This window comes from Verrucomicrobiaceae bacterium, from assembly GCA_016713035.1.
Classification (GTDB): domain Bacteria; phylum Verrucomicrobiota; class Verrucomicrobiia; order Verrucomicrobiales; family Verrucomicrobiaceae; genus Prosthecobacter.
In genome coordinates this window covers 62,246-81,704 of sequence record JADJPW010000012.1, presented here as the reverse complement: position 1 = coordinate 81,704, position 19,459 = coordinate 62,246, and the positions used below count along the sequence as shown (strand labels likewise).

Sequence of the window (19,459 nt, the reverse complement as noted above, 5' to 3'; positions counted from 1 at the left end):
CGAAAGCTACCATACGCGTGGCCATAATTGACGACCATGCCATGTTGAATGACTCACTGCGCCTTTTTTTCCAAATCATAGACGGGATGAGCTTTGCCTGGTCTGCCCTCACCGCCGCCGAGTCGCTGGACAGACTCCGAGAGGACACCCCTGACCTACTCCTCGTGGACATCACCCTGCCAGATCGCTCCGGCATCGAGGTCATCAAGGACATCCGCCATCTGCGGCCAAAACTACCCATGATCGCACTCACCATGCATGAGGAGGGTCTCTACGGTCAACGAGCCATCAAAGCAGGCGCCAGGGGCTACCTCATGAAGGGCGTCTCTCATGAGGAACTCATCGGCGCTGTGCGCAAAGTCGCCGCAGGCGGATTCTACGTCAGCGAGACGACCTCCAGCAGCATTCTACACTCCTACTCCGAGACTGCCGATCAGCAGGTGCCCCAAGAGCGCCTGACGCTGCTCACTGAAAAAGAACAGCAAGTCTTCCAGATGATCGGCTCCGGCCATACTCCCACGCAGATAGCGCAGCGGCTTGGCATCCGCCATCGAACGCTCACCCAGCACATCCTCAGCATTCGGCGGAAACTCCATCTTCCGAACCGCAATGCCCTTCTCAAAAGAGCCCTTCAATCCCACTTTCAGCCCAGTTCAGAACACGGCACCATTCAAAACTCGCAAAGCACAGCGCATGCATCTTTCTCCCACCTTCTCGATTGAGAAACGGGTTGGAGCGTAATGAATCGCCTCCTGGTGGCGGACCCCTCAGCCATCATCTGTATTGACGTTCTCGATCTTCAGGCCACTTCCTTGGTGAATGAAATCCGAAACCGCCCCTCGGCCCACCCGTGTCGCCATCGTGGATGATCACACCTTGATGAGAGAGGGACTGCGCCTTTATTTTGAAAAGTGTACGGACCTAGTCTGCACCTGGCTAGCAGCCACCGCATCCGAGGCGGTCAAAAAAACCGCAGATGACCCACCAGATGTCCTCATTTTGGACTTATCTCTGCCAGACCGCTCCGGACTCGATCTCATCAAAGACCTGCGCCTCCTCCGCCCACGCATGGCCATCCTCATCCTCTCCCTACATGATGAGAAGCTCTACGCCCCGCGTGCCTTGCGTGCCGGAGCACGCGGCTACCTGATGAAGACCGCCTCCCAAAAAACCTTGGAAAATGCCGTGAAGCGTGTCGCAGCCGGTGGGATCGCCGTCAGCGAGGACATGTCCGAAGAGATCCTCAAAGCCTTTTCATCTGGAGTCCAGGCATCCGAGTCCAAGGGCAGCCTGGAAACCCTCAGTGATCGTGAGTTCGAGGTCTTCTCCTTGATCGGTCAGGGAAAGAGCTCCAGCCAGATTAGTGACTCATTTCGCATCAGCACCAAGACCGTCGATGTCCACAAGCTGAATATTCGTGCCAAATTAGGAATGCGGGATCCTGGCGAGTTAGTTTTTTTTGCGATTCGTTGGTCGGGCGAGCGGCAAAATTAAAAAATACATAACCTGGCAGTTTTAAGACTCATGGTGTGGCTAAAACTTGGAAACAGGGAGTTTAGGGGCAAGAAAAGTTATTAGAACCCTTCATTTTATCAAGAAATAAGCCATTGGCTTACACTAAAAGTATTATGCATTTATTCAACGGCAAGCAATAAAGCAATGGCCAATATGGGCCCTTTCGATTGAAATGATTCTGAAATTTGTGCCCAAGGATTTATTCGGCGGGAACAGGTTTCTCTCAAAGACAACCGTTTGCTCCCCAAGCTACCAAAGAAGAGAATTAGCACATGCCACATTATAACTGCGTATCACTCCAGCGGAAAAGCCGGACGAGTCTTTCGTCTTCAAGCGGCAATCATCTGCGCAACGGCATGAACTACTTAGAGCCGCACGTTGATACGGAATAATCCAAACCTTCGGCAACACGCACACGTCTCTTACTCACGAGCAAACTTACTCTTTAATTTTCCCAGCGCCCCTCTGTCCCTTTTTATTATGAAGACACTCCGTCAATATCGCACCCCGCTCGGTTGGTTTATGACATGCCTGATGGGCCTCTGGCTGCCTGGGCAGCATGCCTTTTCCGCCACCACTTATAAGACCAACGGAGGGACGTCGTTTCTAGATACAGCTACTACGGCCCCCGTGGCCCCTGGGGCAATTATCCAGAATTACGCCAACGGAAATGCATTTACTTCTGGCGATATTATTTATTTTGGGAGCCTGATTAATGCTACAAACACTTTTAACTTGAGTAGCACAGCCTCAGCAAACGTTAACGTAGGGGGGCTTGTCTTCAGTGGGAATACTGGAGCGATTACTATTCAAAGCGGCGCAGTTGCGGGAACTCAAACTCTGACCATCGGATCGGGTGGCATCGACATGTCTCGCGCGGGGGCAAACGTGACTTTTAACAGCAACTCCGCTACAAACATCATGGCGATCGCCTTGGCTGGTGGTGTCACGCAGAATTGGTCGGTGGGCGCTGGAAGAACGCTCCGCATTGATAATATCATCAGTGGTGCAACTGCGGGTCTTAATATCACGGGTTCTACCGACACGGGCTTCGGTGGCACGGTAGACCTTCGTGGGGTAAACACTTTCACGGGCGCGACCACAGTCACGGGTTCTGCCTTGGCACTGGATTACGCTACGGCGGGCAGTCGCATTGATGCTGCTTCTTCGCTTACATTGAATCGCGCTTCACTCGCGATTTCCGGTGGCAGTACGGGCCAGACGATCAATGGTCTGACGCTCGGCACAGGTGCGAACCAGATTACGTTTGCAGGCACGACGGCAAATCTCAATGTCGGTGCAATCACTCGGTCCGGCTTCGACTCCTTGCTGAATGTGGGCACGACAGCTCGCGCCACGACATCCACTGGGAACACGAACGGCATTCTCGGTGGTTGGGCGGTGGTGAACAAGACGGATTGGGCGGTCGGCGGCGGCTCAATTACGGCGCTGGCAACCTATCTGGACCGCACCGGAGCTTGGACTGACGTTCCCCTTGGCACGGAGAACGTGCGCACAACTGGGAGTGTTACTGCTGTGTCCAGCGATACCATCAATTCCTTGAAACTGGGCGGCTTTGGCGCTTTTACGCAGTCGGCGGGCACGACGCTCAACATTGTTTCTGGCGGGATCCTAAAAAACGACAATACTACCGATACCACGATCTCTGGGGGTACCCTCACGGCGGGCGTCGGGGCTGACGCCGCTGCTGATACGATGTATATTTGGACAAACCAGCGCACTTCTGGCATCATTATTTCATCTGTCCTTGCCGACAACGGGGGTGATGTGTTGAACCTAGTGAAAGCCGGCGATGGCGGCATCCGCTTCGACAACACTGCGGCCCATACCATGACGGGCACCCTGACAATCACTGGCGGTCGTGTGATGTTGGGAAACAATAACACAGTGGGCACACTTCCCGGGACCAATGTCGTTTTCGCCATCACGCCTGGTTCTTCTGCCGCTACTGCGGCGGATGACGGCATGTTCACCTACAATCGCACCGACAGTATGACGCTTACCCAGAACTTCACTGGCATCGGTGGTGACGACGCTCAACGTTATGCGTTTAGGAAACTCCGCGCGAGCAACCTGACTCTCACCCCTACCACTGCGAATACCTATACGGGCGGCACTCGTATCGAACTCGGCACCCTAACCGCCGGTAACACGACGGCGTTTTCCCCCAACTCCAAGTACCACTTGGACCCGAACACGGCTTCGACCCTTGCGTTCAATAGCTTCAGCAACAATATCCGCGGCCTCACGGGCGGTGGTGGTGCGGCTGCTACCAGTGTCACTCTCGGCTCCGCGACACTCACGCTGTCGCCACTGGCCATTGATGCCTTGACGTATGGGGGCGTTATCAGCGGCACAGGCAATGTCGTCAAGAATGGCGCGGGGACACAAATCCTTACGGCCGCCCAAACATACACGGGAACGACCACCGTGGACGCTGGCTCGCTAACCCTTGGAAGCCTCACGGGCGCTGCTGCGGTGGCCATCAACAATTCGGGATCCAGTCTCAATATCAACGCTAGCTCCAGCGTTGCCTCCCTCGCCAGCGATGCAAACTCGACACTCACTCTTGGCACCGCGACGGCTCCGGCCACCCTCACAGTGGCTGATGGTGGCACGACGGTTGCCGGTGTGATCCGCGAAGCGTCCAGTGCTTTCCCTGGAGGCATCACAAAGGACGGTTCGGCCACCCTTACCCTGACCGGCGGCAATGCCTACACCGGCACCACTACGGTAAATGATGGCACCCTCCTGCTCGGTGCCGCCTCCCCTTTCAGCATCCTGCCTGACCGGTCAACCATTGTCATCGGCGCCACTGGCACGGTGGATTTGAATAACAACAACGAAACCGTGGGCGGACTTTCTGGTGTCGCGGGTGCAACTCTGGCCATGGGTACTGGAAGCCTCATCACTGGTCTAAACAATTCCACCCTGGATTTTGCTGGTGCGATCACTGGTACGACTGGCGGTCTCTCCAAAGTCGGCACGGGTGTCCAGACACTGTCAGGCACCAACACCTTTCAGGGTAACGTGACCATTACAAACTACGGCGGTCAAAATGGCGGTGGACTTGTTCTAAATAGTGGTGCTGCCGTGGCAGACACAGCTACGATTAGAATCTCGGGCTGGAATACCTCACTTGGGGTGAATGTGTCGGAGGCAACTGGTGCGGTAACAGGCACCCGCAATACCACCATTGCCCTTGGCACGGGCGCGGCGCTTACCTCCACCTACACCAATGGTGCGCCCACTGTCTTCGCTGCCACCGCTGATTCTGCTGCTGCCAATGGACGCATCGTGCGCAACATCAATACCGCCGGTCTCAAGCCGGGTGATCTCATCAGCGGAGGAGGCGTCACGGCACCTGGTTATGTGGTTCAGATTCTCGATAACGACACGGTGCTGGTGAACCGCACCCCGCCAGCCGGGCCTAGTGTGGATTTTGCACCCACCGTCACCGCCACAAGTGTCTTGAATAGTGCTCTCACCGGTCTTGGCGGCTTTACGAAGGACGGCACCGGTCTCCTCATTCTCACGGGTAACAGCACCCACAGTGGTGCCACCACCATCAATGCAGGGGACGTGCAAATCGGCGGCATCTGGAATGGAGGGAAGTACTCTCTGCATGATGCTCTGAGTGACAACTCCCAACTCATCTTCAGCGCTACCAACGCCACCAACCTGAACTTCGCCGACAGTACGACCAATCTCACCTCCTTTGAGCGCGTGGGATCTCTCGCAGGTGGTTTGGGTGCCACCACCACGATTAACCTTCTGGGCAGTGCCAACACCAGCGCCAACACTGCCGTTTTGGCTTTTGGTGGCGACAATAGCAATTCCACCTTTACCGGACAGATTTTGGGTGGAACAAGTACTGCGACATGGCTCCTCAAAGAGGGTACCGGCAACTTTGTTTGGAGCAATCCAACAACGAACGTTTTTGACGGTCAAATTTTCATCGACGGAGGTGGTTTTGGCAATCTCGGTGCCGGCGGCTTGGATAGTGCCAATGTTGTTCACATGTCCAACAATTCGACCACCTTCACCAATGGCGTCACAGACACCTTGGCCATCCTTGAAGGTGGTGCGGGCGTGAGTCGTGTCCTGCCAAATGGCTTGGCTGGCGGTTTGTTCGGCAGCTACCTAACTGGCAGCGCCAATGCTGTGATCAATACAGGCACCACAATGACAGTCAGTTCAAGTACCGGCAGTGGTTTCAATGGCGTCATATCCGGCGCGGGCAACCTGACCAAGGCTGGTGCCAGCAACTGGCAGATTTACGGTGCTAACACCTACACCGGCACCACCAACGTCAATGCTGGCACTCTCACTCTGGGCGCCCTGAGCCGTTCCGCAGGCGTGGGCGTGGTCAGCACTTCCGACATCCGCGGCAGCTTGTCGGATTCGACGATACTCGATATCACGGGTGGCACCTTCAATCTGAACGGTTTCTCGGAAACGGTCGCTTTGATCGACAATTCGGCTGGTGCTGGAACGATTGCTCTCGTGAACGGATCTCTGACGGCTGCTGCCCAAAATACGCAGGGCATCTCTTCGGTCATCACTGGCAACCTCAACAGTGTGCTCAATTTAAACGCACCTGCTGCGGCTACCGTGACACTGACGGGAAACAGCAACACGTTCGGCGGCTCCGTCAATGTCGGCGCTAACGCTGCCTTGACGCTTAACCGCGCTGGCGGCGCGATGGGCGACACCGCCCGCGTCAATCTCAATGGCGCTGGTACACAGCTTACGGTCACGCTTGCCGACACCATCGGCTCCATCGCTGGTTCTGGCAACGCGGTGCTCACTCAGGCGCTGACCATTCAGGAGGGCCGCAGCGGCACCTATTCCGCCGTAGGCTACTCGGGTGCCACGAGCGGAGCCGGTGCTTTAATTCTTTCTAATTACGGTGGTCTCACCTTGTCTGGAGTCAACGGGCACACCGGTGGCACCACTCTCAGCAGCACTTCGCTTCTCAATCTCAATTACGGTGCTGGCAGCGATATCCTGCCTAGCACCGGAGCCCTCACGCTCAATGGCGGACGAATCCAGGTTCTCAGCAGCGCTGCTACTGCCACGATCCTTGAATCGGTTGCCTCCACCACCCTCAATGCAGGTGCATCTGAAATTGTCTCCTGGGCGAACTTCCAGGCTGACGCTCCATATGCAGAGGGCTCGGGACTTGGCGGCATCAACCTTGGCGTCATCACCAGGAATGCAGGAGGAACACTCAATGTCACCTCAGGTGCAGCCGCCAGTTCCATCTCTGGTGCGGCACTTCTTGGCGGATGGGCAACTTTCGATGGCTCCACTTGGGCCGTTGGCAATGGAACCGCTGCGGCTATAACGGGGCTCACCACATTCTCGGCCGATGTATTTGGGGCTGGATTAAATGTAGATATCACCGTGGCAGGTGCCAACGCTGGCGGTTCTGCCAACACTCTCCGTTTTAGTGGCGCAAATGCGACCGATATCACAGGTGCTACCACGATAGCATCGGGAGGCATTTTATTGACACGTTCTGTCGATGCCAATATCACCACTATTTCGGGTGCCCTCTCAGCGACTGGCAACGAATTGATCATTCATCAGAACAATCGTTTGGGAGACTTGGTCCTTACCAACGTCGCTAGTGGCCAGACAATTACCACGGCAGGTGGTGGCAAGACGCTGATTACCAATGACATCGGCGGCGCTGGAACCACCAATGTGGGCAATGGCTACCTCCAGCTTGGCGATGCCACTGTAGGCGGCAGCACGACCGGCATGGTCGGATCTGGAGCGATCCTCAACAACGGAACAATCGGTTTTAACCGCAGCAATGCGGTGAGTATTGCTTCTGCCATTATCTCCGGCACAGGAAACATTGAGCAGCTTGGCACAGGCACGACTACACTCGGTGCTGCGAATACTTTCCAGGGACGTGCGACTGTCCGAGCTGGCATCCTTGAAATCACCAACAACGCCGGCCTTGGTGCCGCAGCTACCGCTGCTACCAATCGCTGGGCCAACCTCACGTCCGTGAACACCGGCGGCACTCTTCTGCTCAACGTCGCCGCAGGCGGTACCATGAGCGAAGTACTAAACCTCGACGGTGGCACGCTTGATCTGCGCAGCACCGTGGCCACCACTTTGGCCGCCCCGATTGTGCTATCCAGCGATAGCACGATCCATGTTAGCAATCCAGGGGCTGCCGTCAGCCACGTTATCTCCGGGGACATCATTGGCCTACCCGGTGCCGATCTCACGATTTCCAACGTGGGCGGTGCCTCTCCTTCCACATTGATCCTAGCGCCGGTCGGTACCGCTGGTGCCCGCTGGGAAAACACCACCATCACCGCCGGTGGTCGCCTCCAAATCGGCAACAACTCTCGCGGATTCATTGGTACGGGCAGCGTCGTCAACAACGGCGAACTAATCTACAACATCAATGACGGACATTATGTCATCGGAAACAACATCTCCGGTAGCGGCAATTTCACGACGACACGGAATACGGTCTATTTCACGGCTGACAATACCTACTCCGGCACCACCACAATCGGGCGGCAGGCTGAGAATGTGGGTGTCTCCCTCCGTATCGGTAATGACACCTACACGGGCATGCATGGCACAGGCGCGATCACGGTGCAGGCTGTCACAGGCGGGAGTTCGGATCTTCGCTACCACCTTATCGCGGATAACACCATCGCCAACAACATCACTCTCAATGCCAACAGTGACGGCACGACCGCTCGCAACGCCACCCTACTGCGTCAGGGTATCGGTAACATCAACCTCACTGGCAACCTCACCATTGGTGCTACCAACGCGCCAGCTCCCGGCAGCCAACGAGCCATTCTCCAGACAGAGGCCGGCGGGATTCTCAGCTTCGACGGCACACTCGTTGGTGGCGGGACAAACAACCTGCTCAACATCACCAACAATGGCATTTTCCGCTTTGGCGGCTCAGCCAGCAACAGCTACAATGGTGTCCTTTCTGGTAACAATGTCTGGCTCTTCGACAACACTGGCACCACGACCCTTCTAGGAGCCAATTCCGTCAATACCGCCAACTCTTACTTGAGAAGTGGCACTTTGGTCCTAGGCACGGGCGGTGTAAACACCTGGGAAGACAGTGGCGACTTGCAGGTCTTCAGCGGAGCCACTCTTAGCATCGCGGGGAACGAGACCTTCGATGTTCTCTACACTCAGCGTGGCAGCACGACCAATATTGCCTCAGGTGCCACGCTGACCCTCGATGGTGCTGCATCACAGCTCCAAGCTGGAGCCTTCACCGGCACGGGAAATCTCACACTGGCATTAGGTAATTTCGCGGTCATGTATGGCACCAACACCATTTCCGGCAATCTGAACATCAATCAGGGTGCGGTGGCCTCCGCCAACCTGACAAACGCCATTGGCAGCTTCACCAATGTCACCTTGGGCAGCGCAGCGCTCAATGGTGGTCTCGAATACACTGGCTCAGGCGAGACGTTCGCTAAGAATCTCACCCTGGCCGGCACGGGAAGCAACTACATCGCTGCTAATGGCACGGGTGCTCTGATCCTTTCTGGAAATCTCACCGCTACGGGAGCCACCAGCACTCTGCGCCTCATTGGCCAGACCGGTGGTTACTTTAACCCCATCACCAACCGTGTGGATGGCATCATTTCGGACGGTGCCAATGTCCTCTCCATCGCCATGACCAATTCGACTGATGATGACCGGTTCGGCATCACCAGCCGCTGGGCACTGACCAATGCCAGCAACGATTTCTCAGGAGCCATCACCGTCAATGTGGGCATGTTGGAACTGACGCAGCTCGGATCGGGTGCGGATGCCACCAGCTCCATGGGTAGCCAGACAGCCACCCGCATCATCACCCTTGGGTCCAATAACTTCAATGGCCGCCGCTACGACATGTTCGGCAATACCGACCAGTTAGGCGATGCAGGCTTCGGTCAGGGCACCAATACACTCTCTGCCTCTGGTGACATCGGCACGATTATCTTTAACGACTCCACTGCGGGCACCGCCACCTTTGGCACTAACATTAGCTGGACTGGGGTTAATGCCAACACCACCAACACCACTGGCATGCAACTTATTAACGATGGAGTGAAGACCATTGTGATCAACGGAACCCTCGGCTCGGGCACGACCGGCAGCCACAACTGGATACTCGACGGCAGCAACACGACACAGAACACCATCAATGGTGTCATCAGCAACCCAACCACCAGTCAAACCACTGGTCTCATCAAGGAAGGTGCGGGCACGTGGCGTTTAGGAGGTGCGAACACCTACACAGGTACCACAACGATCAACAACGGCATCCTGGAGCTTTCCGGTGGTGCTGCGATCGCTGACGGTAACGCTGTGGCGCTCAATGGTGACGGCGGCGACGGGCGGTTCTCCGGCACGGCCAAACTACGGGTGGTTACTTCCGAAACAATCGGAACGCTGACCGGTGACGTCCTCACCGAGACAACCATCGACGCGGGCCAGACGCTCACCATCCTCGGAGGTAACAGCACTTACAACGGTCTCTTTACTGGCGCGGGCAATCTGAGCCGCACTGTCAATGGAAGCACGGCTGGCACACTCACCACCTCTGCTAAGAACACCTATACTGGCATCACCACCATCGGCTCCGTCGGTGCAGCTACAGCCAGCGCGGGCATCAGCATCACTCACATTGCCGATGGCGGATTGGCTAGCGGCATCGGTGCCTCATCAAATGCTGCCTCGAATCTCGTCTTCTCGGCCTCCGGGACAAATGGTGGTGTATTGACTTGGACCGGTTACACCAATCAAAGCACCGACCGTCTTTTTACAGTCGGTGAAGGCACCCGTGGCGCAGAAATCGCCGCTTCAGGCACCGTTGTCGCCACCACGACGGCTCCGACAATGACTTGGAGCAATACAGGATCCCTTGCCTACACCGGCACCGGTGCCCGCACCCTCGTGCTGACAGGCACCACCATCTCGGAAAACACCTTCCGCCCCTTGATCGCAGACAATACGGGTGCCACTTCTCTGTTAAAGTCCGCAGCAGGTCTCTGGCTCCTCGATCCGGTTGCTGGGAATAGCTACACTGGCGGTACAACCATCACTGGTGGCACCCTCGCCATCAAGGCCGGCAATGCCCTCGGCACCGGTGCCATCACCATCAATGGCGGTGGTGGAGTAGGCCTTCAGCTTCGTGGAGGCATCACATTGGCAAATAACATCACCAATTCGACAGCGGAAGGCGGCTTGGATATTTTGAGCGGCACCAACATCCTATCGGGAATAGTCACCTCAGGTGTCAACTTCCGCGTGAATGTGGACTCCGGTGCTTCTCTTGAAATGAATCATGCAACCACGGCTTGGGCGGGTGCCGGTCAGCTCCTTAAGCTGGGTAATGGCAACCTCATCCTTTCTGGAGTGAATACGAACACTGCTGCCACCTTCGTTCGCAACGGCACTCTCACCCTTGAATACGGTACGAATAACACCAGCAAACTAGCGGATGCCGCTGCACTTACCTTGGGTGGAATCACCATCCATACCATTGCAGGTGTGGATCCCAATGTCGCCGGCGTTGGCAAACAGCCTGGCCAAAGTGGTGGTACTGTCCACCTCAGTGGTGGCACCCATCTTGAAGTGGTCAGTGGACTCACTCTTGAGCCGGGATCCAGTGCCATCACTCGCGCGGGAGGAAGCACTGCGGTGCTTCGCCTCAATGGCATTACCCGCGCCGTTAACCAGGGCACCATCGACTTCGGGGCCTCTGGCATTGCCGACACAGACACCACCAACACTGCGGGCATCCTCGGCACCACCACAACGGGTGCTTTCGCCACAGTGGCTAAGACAGACTGGGCCTTCAATTCCACCAACGCTTTGGACGGTGCCATCAACGCACTGGCGACTTATGCCACGGACCTCTATGCAACGGGCAACAACACGGACATCACGGTAGCTGCGGCCAACACTGGGGCCGCGACTTTGAACAATACCTTCCGTTTTAACGCCAACCAAGCCACCACACTCACACTTGGTTCCGCTTTCGGTGTCCAGGGCACCGCCGTCGGTCTCCAGGCAGGCGGCATTCTCGTAACCCCGAATGTGGGTGCCTTTGCTACCGTCATCAAGGGTGGGCCCCTTCAAAATGCCGCTAGCACTGTAAACTTCTCAACCATCGTCCACCAACACAACACCGCAGGTGTTTTGGAGATCAATTCCGTCATCCAGAACAATACCGCAGCCACGGCTCAGTCTTTGACCAAGACCGGTGCGGGCAAACTCATCCTTAGTGGTTTGAATACCTATACCGGTTTTGTAAACCTCTATGAGGGTGAAATCCAGGTCGGTGGAACTGCCGCCGCCCCAAATACGGCGACCGACGCCTTCCTCAGTGGTTATACAGTCACTGGTGGGGGTAACAATTCAACCGGCTGGCAGTTGGCTGAAGGTACCACGCTCCGCTTCCTCACCACGAACACCACCATCTACAACTCCCCAGGCTTCAACGGCGAAGGCAAGATTATCATGGATACCAACAACCTGGGAGTCCTCCTTCTCGACGACGACAACGGTAGTTGGAACGGCGATCTTGATTTCTTCGGCGGCACCATTCGCGTCGGCAACCAAGCAAACGCCCTTGGTGGTGTTCGAGGTCTCATGAACATCGCTGGAGATATTAATTTCCTCTACACGGCGGCAGTTACCAACAGCAAGATCACCAACTATGCTGAAGGAAGCACGGTCAATATTGTCAACAACACCACCACTTCTACCGCCACATGGTCAGGCCGTCAGCAGTTCAACAATACCACCGCAGCGGGACTTGATTTCAATATCCCCACTGCCACCACGAATGGCACTGTGGGCCTAAACATCACTGGTGTCATCTACGGCACCAACGGCTTCACCAAGTCCGGCAATGGTATCCTTCAGCTCAGCGCCAACAACTTCGCCGATGTGTACGACGGCTACACAGGTATCAATAAGACCGCCACGTTGTCCGGCCAGATTCTAATCAATGCCGGTATTCTTTACCTCGGTGCGGATGGCGAGCAGCGTGCTCTCGGTGCCGTCGGGGTCGGCAACGAAACCATCGTCGCTTCTGGTGCATCCCTTGATCTCCGCAATGCCGAAATCAACTGGGCCAACGACATCCTCACTACGCGTGAGGAAATCAAAATCTCCGGTGCCGGCTTCGGAGGCACTGGTGCCCTGCGCAATACTACTGGTACCGGTACACTTTCCTTCCTCACTCTTGACGCCAATGCCACCATCAATGGCGGCGGTCATGTAAATGCTTCGGCTCTGAATCTGGCTAACTTCGACACCAATCCCAGCAATGCCAATTCCTTGGTGAACGCCTTCACGGCCAATCAACCCGTCATCAACGGCGGCGGCTTCGATCTAACGATTCAGGGCTCCCGTGCGGCTACGGACAATGTGGTCTTCTTTGACCCTAGCTTCTCTTCGGATATCGGGAACATCCTCGTCCGTGAAGGCACGCTTCGTATCACCAAGGAAACGACTTCTCCGACCGCGTTCTCGGGCCTATCTGCTGCCGACTTCAACAACGGTGCAGGTGGCATTGAAATCGGTTACGGCGGACAGACAGCCGCTGATCTCACGGGTGCCATCGCCGCCACGACTGTTACGGGCCCGAACGTCGGTGCCCGCCTCTTTCTGGCCAACTTCTACAATCTGCACAACACGGTGGACATCACCATGAACGGCACTCTGGCTGCCACTAACAACGGTTATAACTACCTCCAGGCTGACTTCTTCAACATCCCGGACGGAACTGTTTTCCTGGATGGCGACATCGCTCTCACTGGCACGGCCAACCGCAACCTCATCATCAGCGACTCCGTCGGCAACTACACCGTCACTGAGCAAGGGAACCTTACTGCCGCTCCTACCTCCAAGCTGGTTGTTGGTGGCCAGATCACAGGTGCTGGCGGTTTCACCAAGCAAGGCGCGGCCGAGGTCCGTCTCACCAATGACAACACTTTCAGCGGCGACCTCAATGTGTTGCGTCTCGGCCAAAGCGCCACACCTTGGGAATCGCACACCTATAAAATCAACGGGGTTGACTACGTCACCAAAGGTTTCAGCGAAGGCTGGGCGGAATACAGTCTCACCCTCAATGGTGCCAATGGTGCCATCTCCGATGTTGCGAACATCAATCTCCAGCGTCGCGGTATGATCACGCTCGATAACACCAATCGCCTTGACGCGACCTCTGGTGTCACGGGTGCCAACAACAACAACCGTATCGCGGATGATGCCGTCCTGAACCTCAACAATGGTTGGCTGCGTCTCAATACCGGAAGCGTCGCCAACACGGAAACGCTCGGAACCATCAACGTTAGTAGCGGTACGAACCTGCTTGATATCTACGGCACAGATACGGCTGGGGTGAACACCACCCTCACCATCACCACTCTGAACCGAACTGCCGGTGGTATCCTCCGTATCAATAATCTCGATGCTACCTCCACGTTCAGCACGGCCGCCGCTGGTGACAGCAGTCGCGTCGCAGTCACCACCCTCAACGCCTCCCAGATCGGTGGAGCAGGTGCGGTAAACACATCCACTCGGAGCATTGTCCAGGGTGTTTTCGGGGGGAATATTCCACTCGGCCTTGATGCTGACCTCCGCCTTCTAGCTTTCAACAACGGCAACCGTTCCGACCTCTGGAACCAGCAGCGCAATCTTCAATTCATGGCTGGTAGTCACTTCAACACCATGGAAGGCGGTTTCCTCCGCCCGTTGGACGACGATGAGTACTTCGCTCCGTCCAATGGCCTCCTCAATCCCACCACAACAGGTGTGGCGACTCAAAACGTCAACCTTAGCGATGCCATCACTGTCATGAGCGAGGACACTACCATCAATGCCCTTCGTTTCGGTGCCCTCACCGACCACGATGGCACAGGTGCCACTGGATTAAACAACCATCACGCCATCAACCTCATGGTGGAAGGCACGCTCAAAATTAGTTCTGGCATGATCAGCAGCGCCTACTTCACCACGGGTAATACCTCCAGCTCAGGCACGTTCATTCTCGGTGGTGCGCTCGACTTCAATGGCCAAGAAGCCATCATCAATGTCCAAAATGGCTTCTTCAACACAACAGACGGCACCATCGCTGGCGGCTCTCTGGAAATTCGCTCGAACATCACCAATGCTATTGGCCTGACCAAAACCGGCTGGCAGACACTAACCCTTGATGGAGCCAACACCTATACCGGCCTCACTACAATCAGCGATGGAACCCTCTTCCTTCGCAATGGCCGAACCGCCGCAGGCGTAGGTGGCGCGGGCAATGGCATTGTTGTCACCGGCAATGGAAGCCTCAACTCCGGCAACGGCATCCAGGTTGGCACCGCTGCTTCTCGTGAAGATATCCTCATCGGTGTACTTAATGGTGATAATCAAGTCATGCGCAATGACAACGATGTCACAAACTGGTTCTCCAATGTCACTCTCGACAACGTCGATCTCGCCGGTCAGGCCCTCTTCACTCCGCGTATACGCACGGACAACAGCGCCACCAGTATCCTGAATGGCAATCTTTTCGGCAGTAATACCGTGGTGAGTGAAGACGTGCTGGCCAACGACCCTCGCCGCATCTCCTTTAACTCCGCTGGCAACAACGTCTTCATCATTCGCGGCCAGATCGGTGACAAGGACGACGGTAGCGGCGGGGCTATCCCAGTCGCGCTCCCCGTATCCACCCTGCCGACCTCGGGCCTTGTCACCAATGAAAACAACGTCCTGCGTGTGGACCTTGGTGGGGGCACCTTTGAGACCAACTACCACCTCGAGCGTCAATACAACGCCGCTGGGCGTCTGACTCTTGAGTCCGGCAACCTCCTCATCGATTACGACCCAACCGCCGGTGACGGTACAGGTTTCTGGACCACGGCCGCCATTGGTAAAATCGCCAATGCCGACTCCCTGACACCGAACATTTCTGTAGGAAACAGCTTCCTCGCCAATGGATCAAGCGTGATGACCGGCTTCCAATTTGGCACCACGGGCGGCACGGGTGTCAATAACGGCAATGCGGGCCTCTTCCTCACCCGACCCAATCAGGTCTTCAACATGGCCTCCTGGCAATCCGTCGGCACGGGCAACCGCTACATCGGTGGCTTGAATGAAACCGGCACCGTAACGTTTGGAAATGGAAATGGAACCCTGCAATTCGGTGATAATGGCGGCACGACCGGTACTGGAGCGGTGGCAAATCTCTACGCCATGGACGGCGGCAAAGTCAGTTTTGCTCAACGCATGGTTGGAAACATCGGGACCATTGCCAATCAGGTCTTTGGTTTCGTGAAGCAGGGACTTGGAACCGTCGAACTGCAAAACTCCACAGCTGGTGCCGGCACCTCCGCTTTCGTTTTGGCAGGTGGCACCTTGATTCTGAATCACACCGCCGCGACGAATGTTGCCATTGTCGGTAATACAAACGTCCGCTTTGACGGTGGCACGGTCATCGTGCAGGCCTCCCCTAGCATCGCAACCACGGAAGGGTTCGCTACGGCGGATGCCGCAAACCGTCTCGTCGCCTTCTCCATCGGTGGCTCCGAGATCGTCGCCCGCACCACCAACACTGGTACGCCCCGCAACATGACGTTGAGTATGGGCAATGCCAATGCCAACGGCACCACACCCACCTCTAATTTTACCCGCAATCTTGGTGCCACGGCCAACTTGGTTGAAGACAGCGCAGCTGGCGGCACGGCCCAGATCACCCTCAATTTTAACGCTACCACCACGGCAGCTGTGAAGAATCAGGTCATTCCTTGGGCCACCTACGGCACCCTGTCCCGCACGGCCACAGACTTCGCCATGTCAGATGCAGGAAACGGCAATGATGTGCGTGCTTATAACCGTGCACTGGACGAGTATAATAACAACGTCGCCTCCTGGGCGGCTAATCAAGACGTGTCCGAAAACGGCGGCGCGGGCTTTAGCGGCGGCTTGGGTGGTGCGCTCTCCCTTAGCACGCTCCGATTCGACGCCAATGCGGATAGCATAGTCAATCTCGGCGCGAATGTCCTTACAGTGGCGGGTAACGGCCTCTCCTCTTCCGGCGGTGGCATCCTCGTGAGTAGCAACGTTGGTTCCGCCAACAAAACCATTACTGGTGGTGCTGGTGCAGGTCTGACCACCAGCGGTGGTCGAGTAGAGTTGATCCTCCACCACTACGGCACTGGTAATCTCAACATCAACGTGCCCATCACTGGCGCAGGTGTGGATCTCGTCATTGCAGGCCCTAGCACCACCAATGCTTCCACCATCGGCACCACGGGGGCGGTCGTCCTCAATGGCACCAACACCTATGATGGACAGACCTTCATCAACGGGTCAGTCCTTAGCATCGACTCTACCAGCCGCCTCGGCCCAAATCCGGCTTCCTACAATGCCGGGCAGCTCACCCTCAATGGCGGCACCCTGCGCTATACCGGCACCGGTTTCAGCCAGACCGCTGCCAACACGGGTGTCACCTTCGGTGGCAATGGTGGCACCATTGACGTCGTGGATGGCGCTGGTGAACTCCGCATCGCCAATGATATCAACTCCGACAACATCAACCGCGGTGACCTCATCAAGGTCGGGGCGGGCACTCTGACCCTCGTCGGTGGTGGCAACGCCAACAACGAACTCTTCCAAGGCCTCATTGATGTCCGCCAGGGCACCTTGCGCCTGGCCGGTGACGTTGGAAATAACGCGGCTGGCACTTCGACTATCATGGGTACCAACAACAGCTATGCGGATGGCACTATCCTCCGCTCAGGTACCAATCTCGCCATTCAGATGGGCAACGGCAATGACTCTGGTGAGTGGGTCATTGATGAGTGGATCACCTTCAAAGGCAACAATTACGTCAGCGTTGGCACCATCAATACAGTCACCAGCAACACAGCTGACACTGCTGGTGCCACCGAAATCTCTTCCCCAGTTCTCAACCCCAACAACGAACGTATCGTCAACCTAGGCGGCATCCTCACACTGGAAGGTGCTACGACCTTCGATGTCGTCTCAGGCCAGACCTTCCGTGTCGGCTGGAATGGCAGCGGTTCCGGCTACCTCACTGGCAATGGCGACATCTTCAAGGATGGCCAAGGCACGATGGAAATCCGCACCAATAATCCTGACTACACCGGCAACCTCACCGTGATGCAGGGCAGGCTCATGTCACTCGGTCAGGCAGACCCCTCGGGCACTGGCTACCTGACCGGTAAAACCATCACTATCGGCTCCAACAGCCGCCAGGGCACCGCTGAATTTGCCGTCAACAGTGAATCGGGTGTTCACAATCAGACCACCGAACTCAATCACGACGTCAATGTGATCTATAACCCCACCCAGACCAAGCGCCTTACCTTTGAGACCTTCGGTAACGGTGCTCGGATTGATATCAACGGTGACATCACCCTCAACGACAACCTCAATCTCTACGTCAACGATACTGCAGAGAACGGCGGCAGTCAAAACTACGTCAACCTCAATGGTGTGCTCAAAGACGGTCTGACCACCAGCGGTAACCTCGTCTTTACCGCTGATGAGGCAGATGGTACGGCCAGCAATTCCTCCAGTGGACGTACCTACAACTATCTTGTCATGAAGAGTGACAGCAGCGCCTGGACCGGTGACGTGCGTGTCAACACCAACACTAGCTATGATCAGGACCAAACCGCGATCCTTCGCCTTGAGCATGCCACTGCTCTCACGGCAGCCAATGATGTCGATATGGGCTACAATTCCATCCTACAGATCGGTGGAGGCGCCCGCACCATTGGTGCCCTGAGTACCAACGGGGGAGCTGGACCATTCATCGGTGGAACGGCTGGCGGAACCATGGGAGCAAGCACCAATGGCAGCACCGAAATTATCGAAAACGCAGCCATCACGCCGGGCACCCTGACCATCACGCAGAGTACGCCAGCCGCCACGGAGGTGCAGTGGGATGCCCACTTCCGCGATGGCACCCTCAACAGTCAGTTCTTTGCTCCTGGCTCGGGTCCTATTGCTTCCGCCGCACTCAATGTGGTGAAGACCGGCGACGGTTGGGCCACACTCACTGTGGACAACGCCTATACCGGCACAACCACTGTCAGCGCTGGTATCCTTCAGGTCGGTCGCAATGGTGTGGGTGACACGGGAGCAATAACAGCCGCAGGACTTACCGCTGCCGTCAATACCATCATCGCTGGCACTGGCCAGATCCATGGTTCCACCATCATTAATGGTAGTGTTAAGCCTGGTGATGAAGCTGGTGGCTCAATGGGCACCTTGACCTTTACGGCAGCGGCCACTCTGGGCGCTACATCCGTCTCCACACTGCAGATCCAGCGCTCTTCTTTCACCGCCAGCAACGCTCTCGGTTACAACGACATTGGTTACGGTACCTGGGCTGGCAACGGCACGGCTACTGGCTTGGTTGTGGATAGCACCTACTCCCACCTGATCAATGACCCTGTCACCACGGCTCAACATGATAAATTGATCGTTGTCGGCGCCCTGACGGTCACCAATGGTGCTACTAAGATCGTGCTCACCAACAATGGCTACACTCCTTCTCATGGTGACGTGTTCAATCTTGTCGATTGGGGCAGCATCACGGGCACCTTCAATGTCGGGGGTGTCGCAGATAGCAATGGAAATGGTCTGTGGCGCACAGGTGCAGAAACGGGCTACGATCTTGACCTCTTTGAGCTGGGTGGTGCCTTCCGCTGGGATGTGAGCCTGTTCAATACGGCTGGTATTGTTATCGTCGTCGTCCCAGAGCCTTCTCGTGCGCTGCTGATGCTGCTGGGTCTGCTTGGACTCGCTCTGCGCCGCCGTCGCCGCTTGAAGTAAGAAACCAGTGTCGGGGTGGCAGAATATCGCCTCGATTCACGACAAAATCATCCTG

At 56.3% G+C, this 19,459-nt stretch carries 3 protein-coding genes; all 3 read left to right on the top strand.

The genetic code is table 11. The features are described from left to right. Positions 1 to 41: 41 nt before the first annotated feature. The 3 genes from IPK32_24175 to IPK32_24165 all read left to right on the top strand — a co-directional run bounded on the left by IPK32_24175 (position 42) and on the right by IPK32_24165 (position 19,404). Complete coding sequence (locus IPK32_24175) at positions 42 to 722, top strand: response regulator transcription factor (protein ID MBK8094982.1); 681 nt, start codon at positions 42 to 44, stop codon at positions 720 to 722. A gap of 97 nt (positions 723 to 819) precedes the next feature. Next, the gene (locus IPK32_24170; GenBank protein MBK8094981.1) at positions 820 to 1,494 is read left to right on the top strand and encodes a response regulator transcription factor; all 675 of its coding nucleotides are present in this window, start codon (positions 820 to 822) and stop codon (positions 1,492 to 1,494) included. A 942-nt stretch (positions 1,495 to 2,436) separates the two neighbouring features. Beyond that, complete coding sequence (locus IPK32_24165) at positions 2,437 to 19,404, top strand: autotransporter-associated beta strand repeat-containing protein (protein ID MBK8094980.1); 16,968 nt, start codon at positions 2,437 to 2,439, stop codon at positions 19,402 to 19,404. The last annotated feature ends 55 nt before the right edge of the window (positions 19,405 to 19,459 follow it).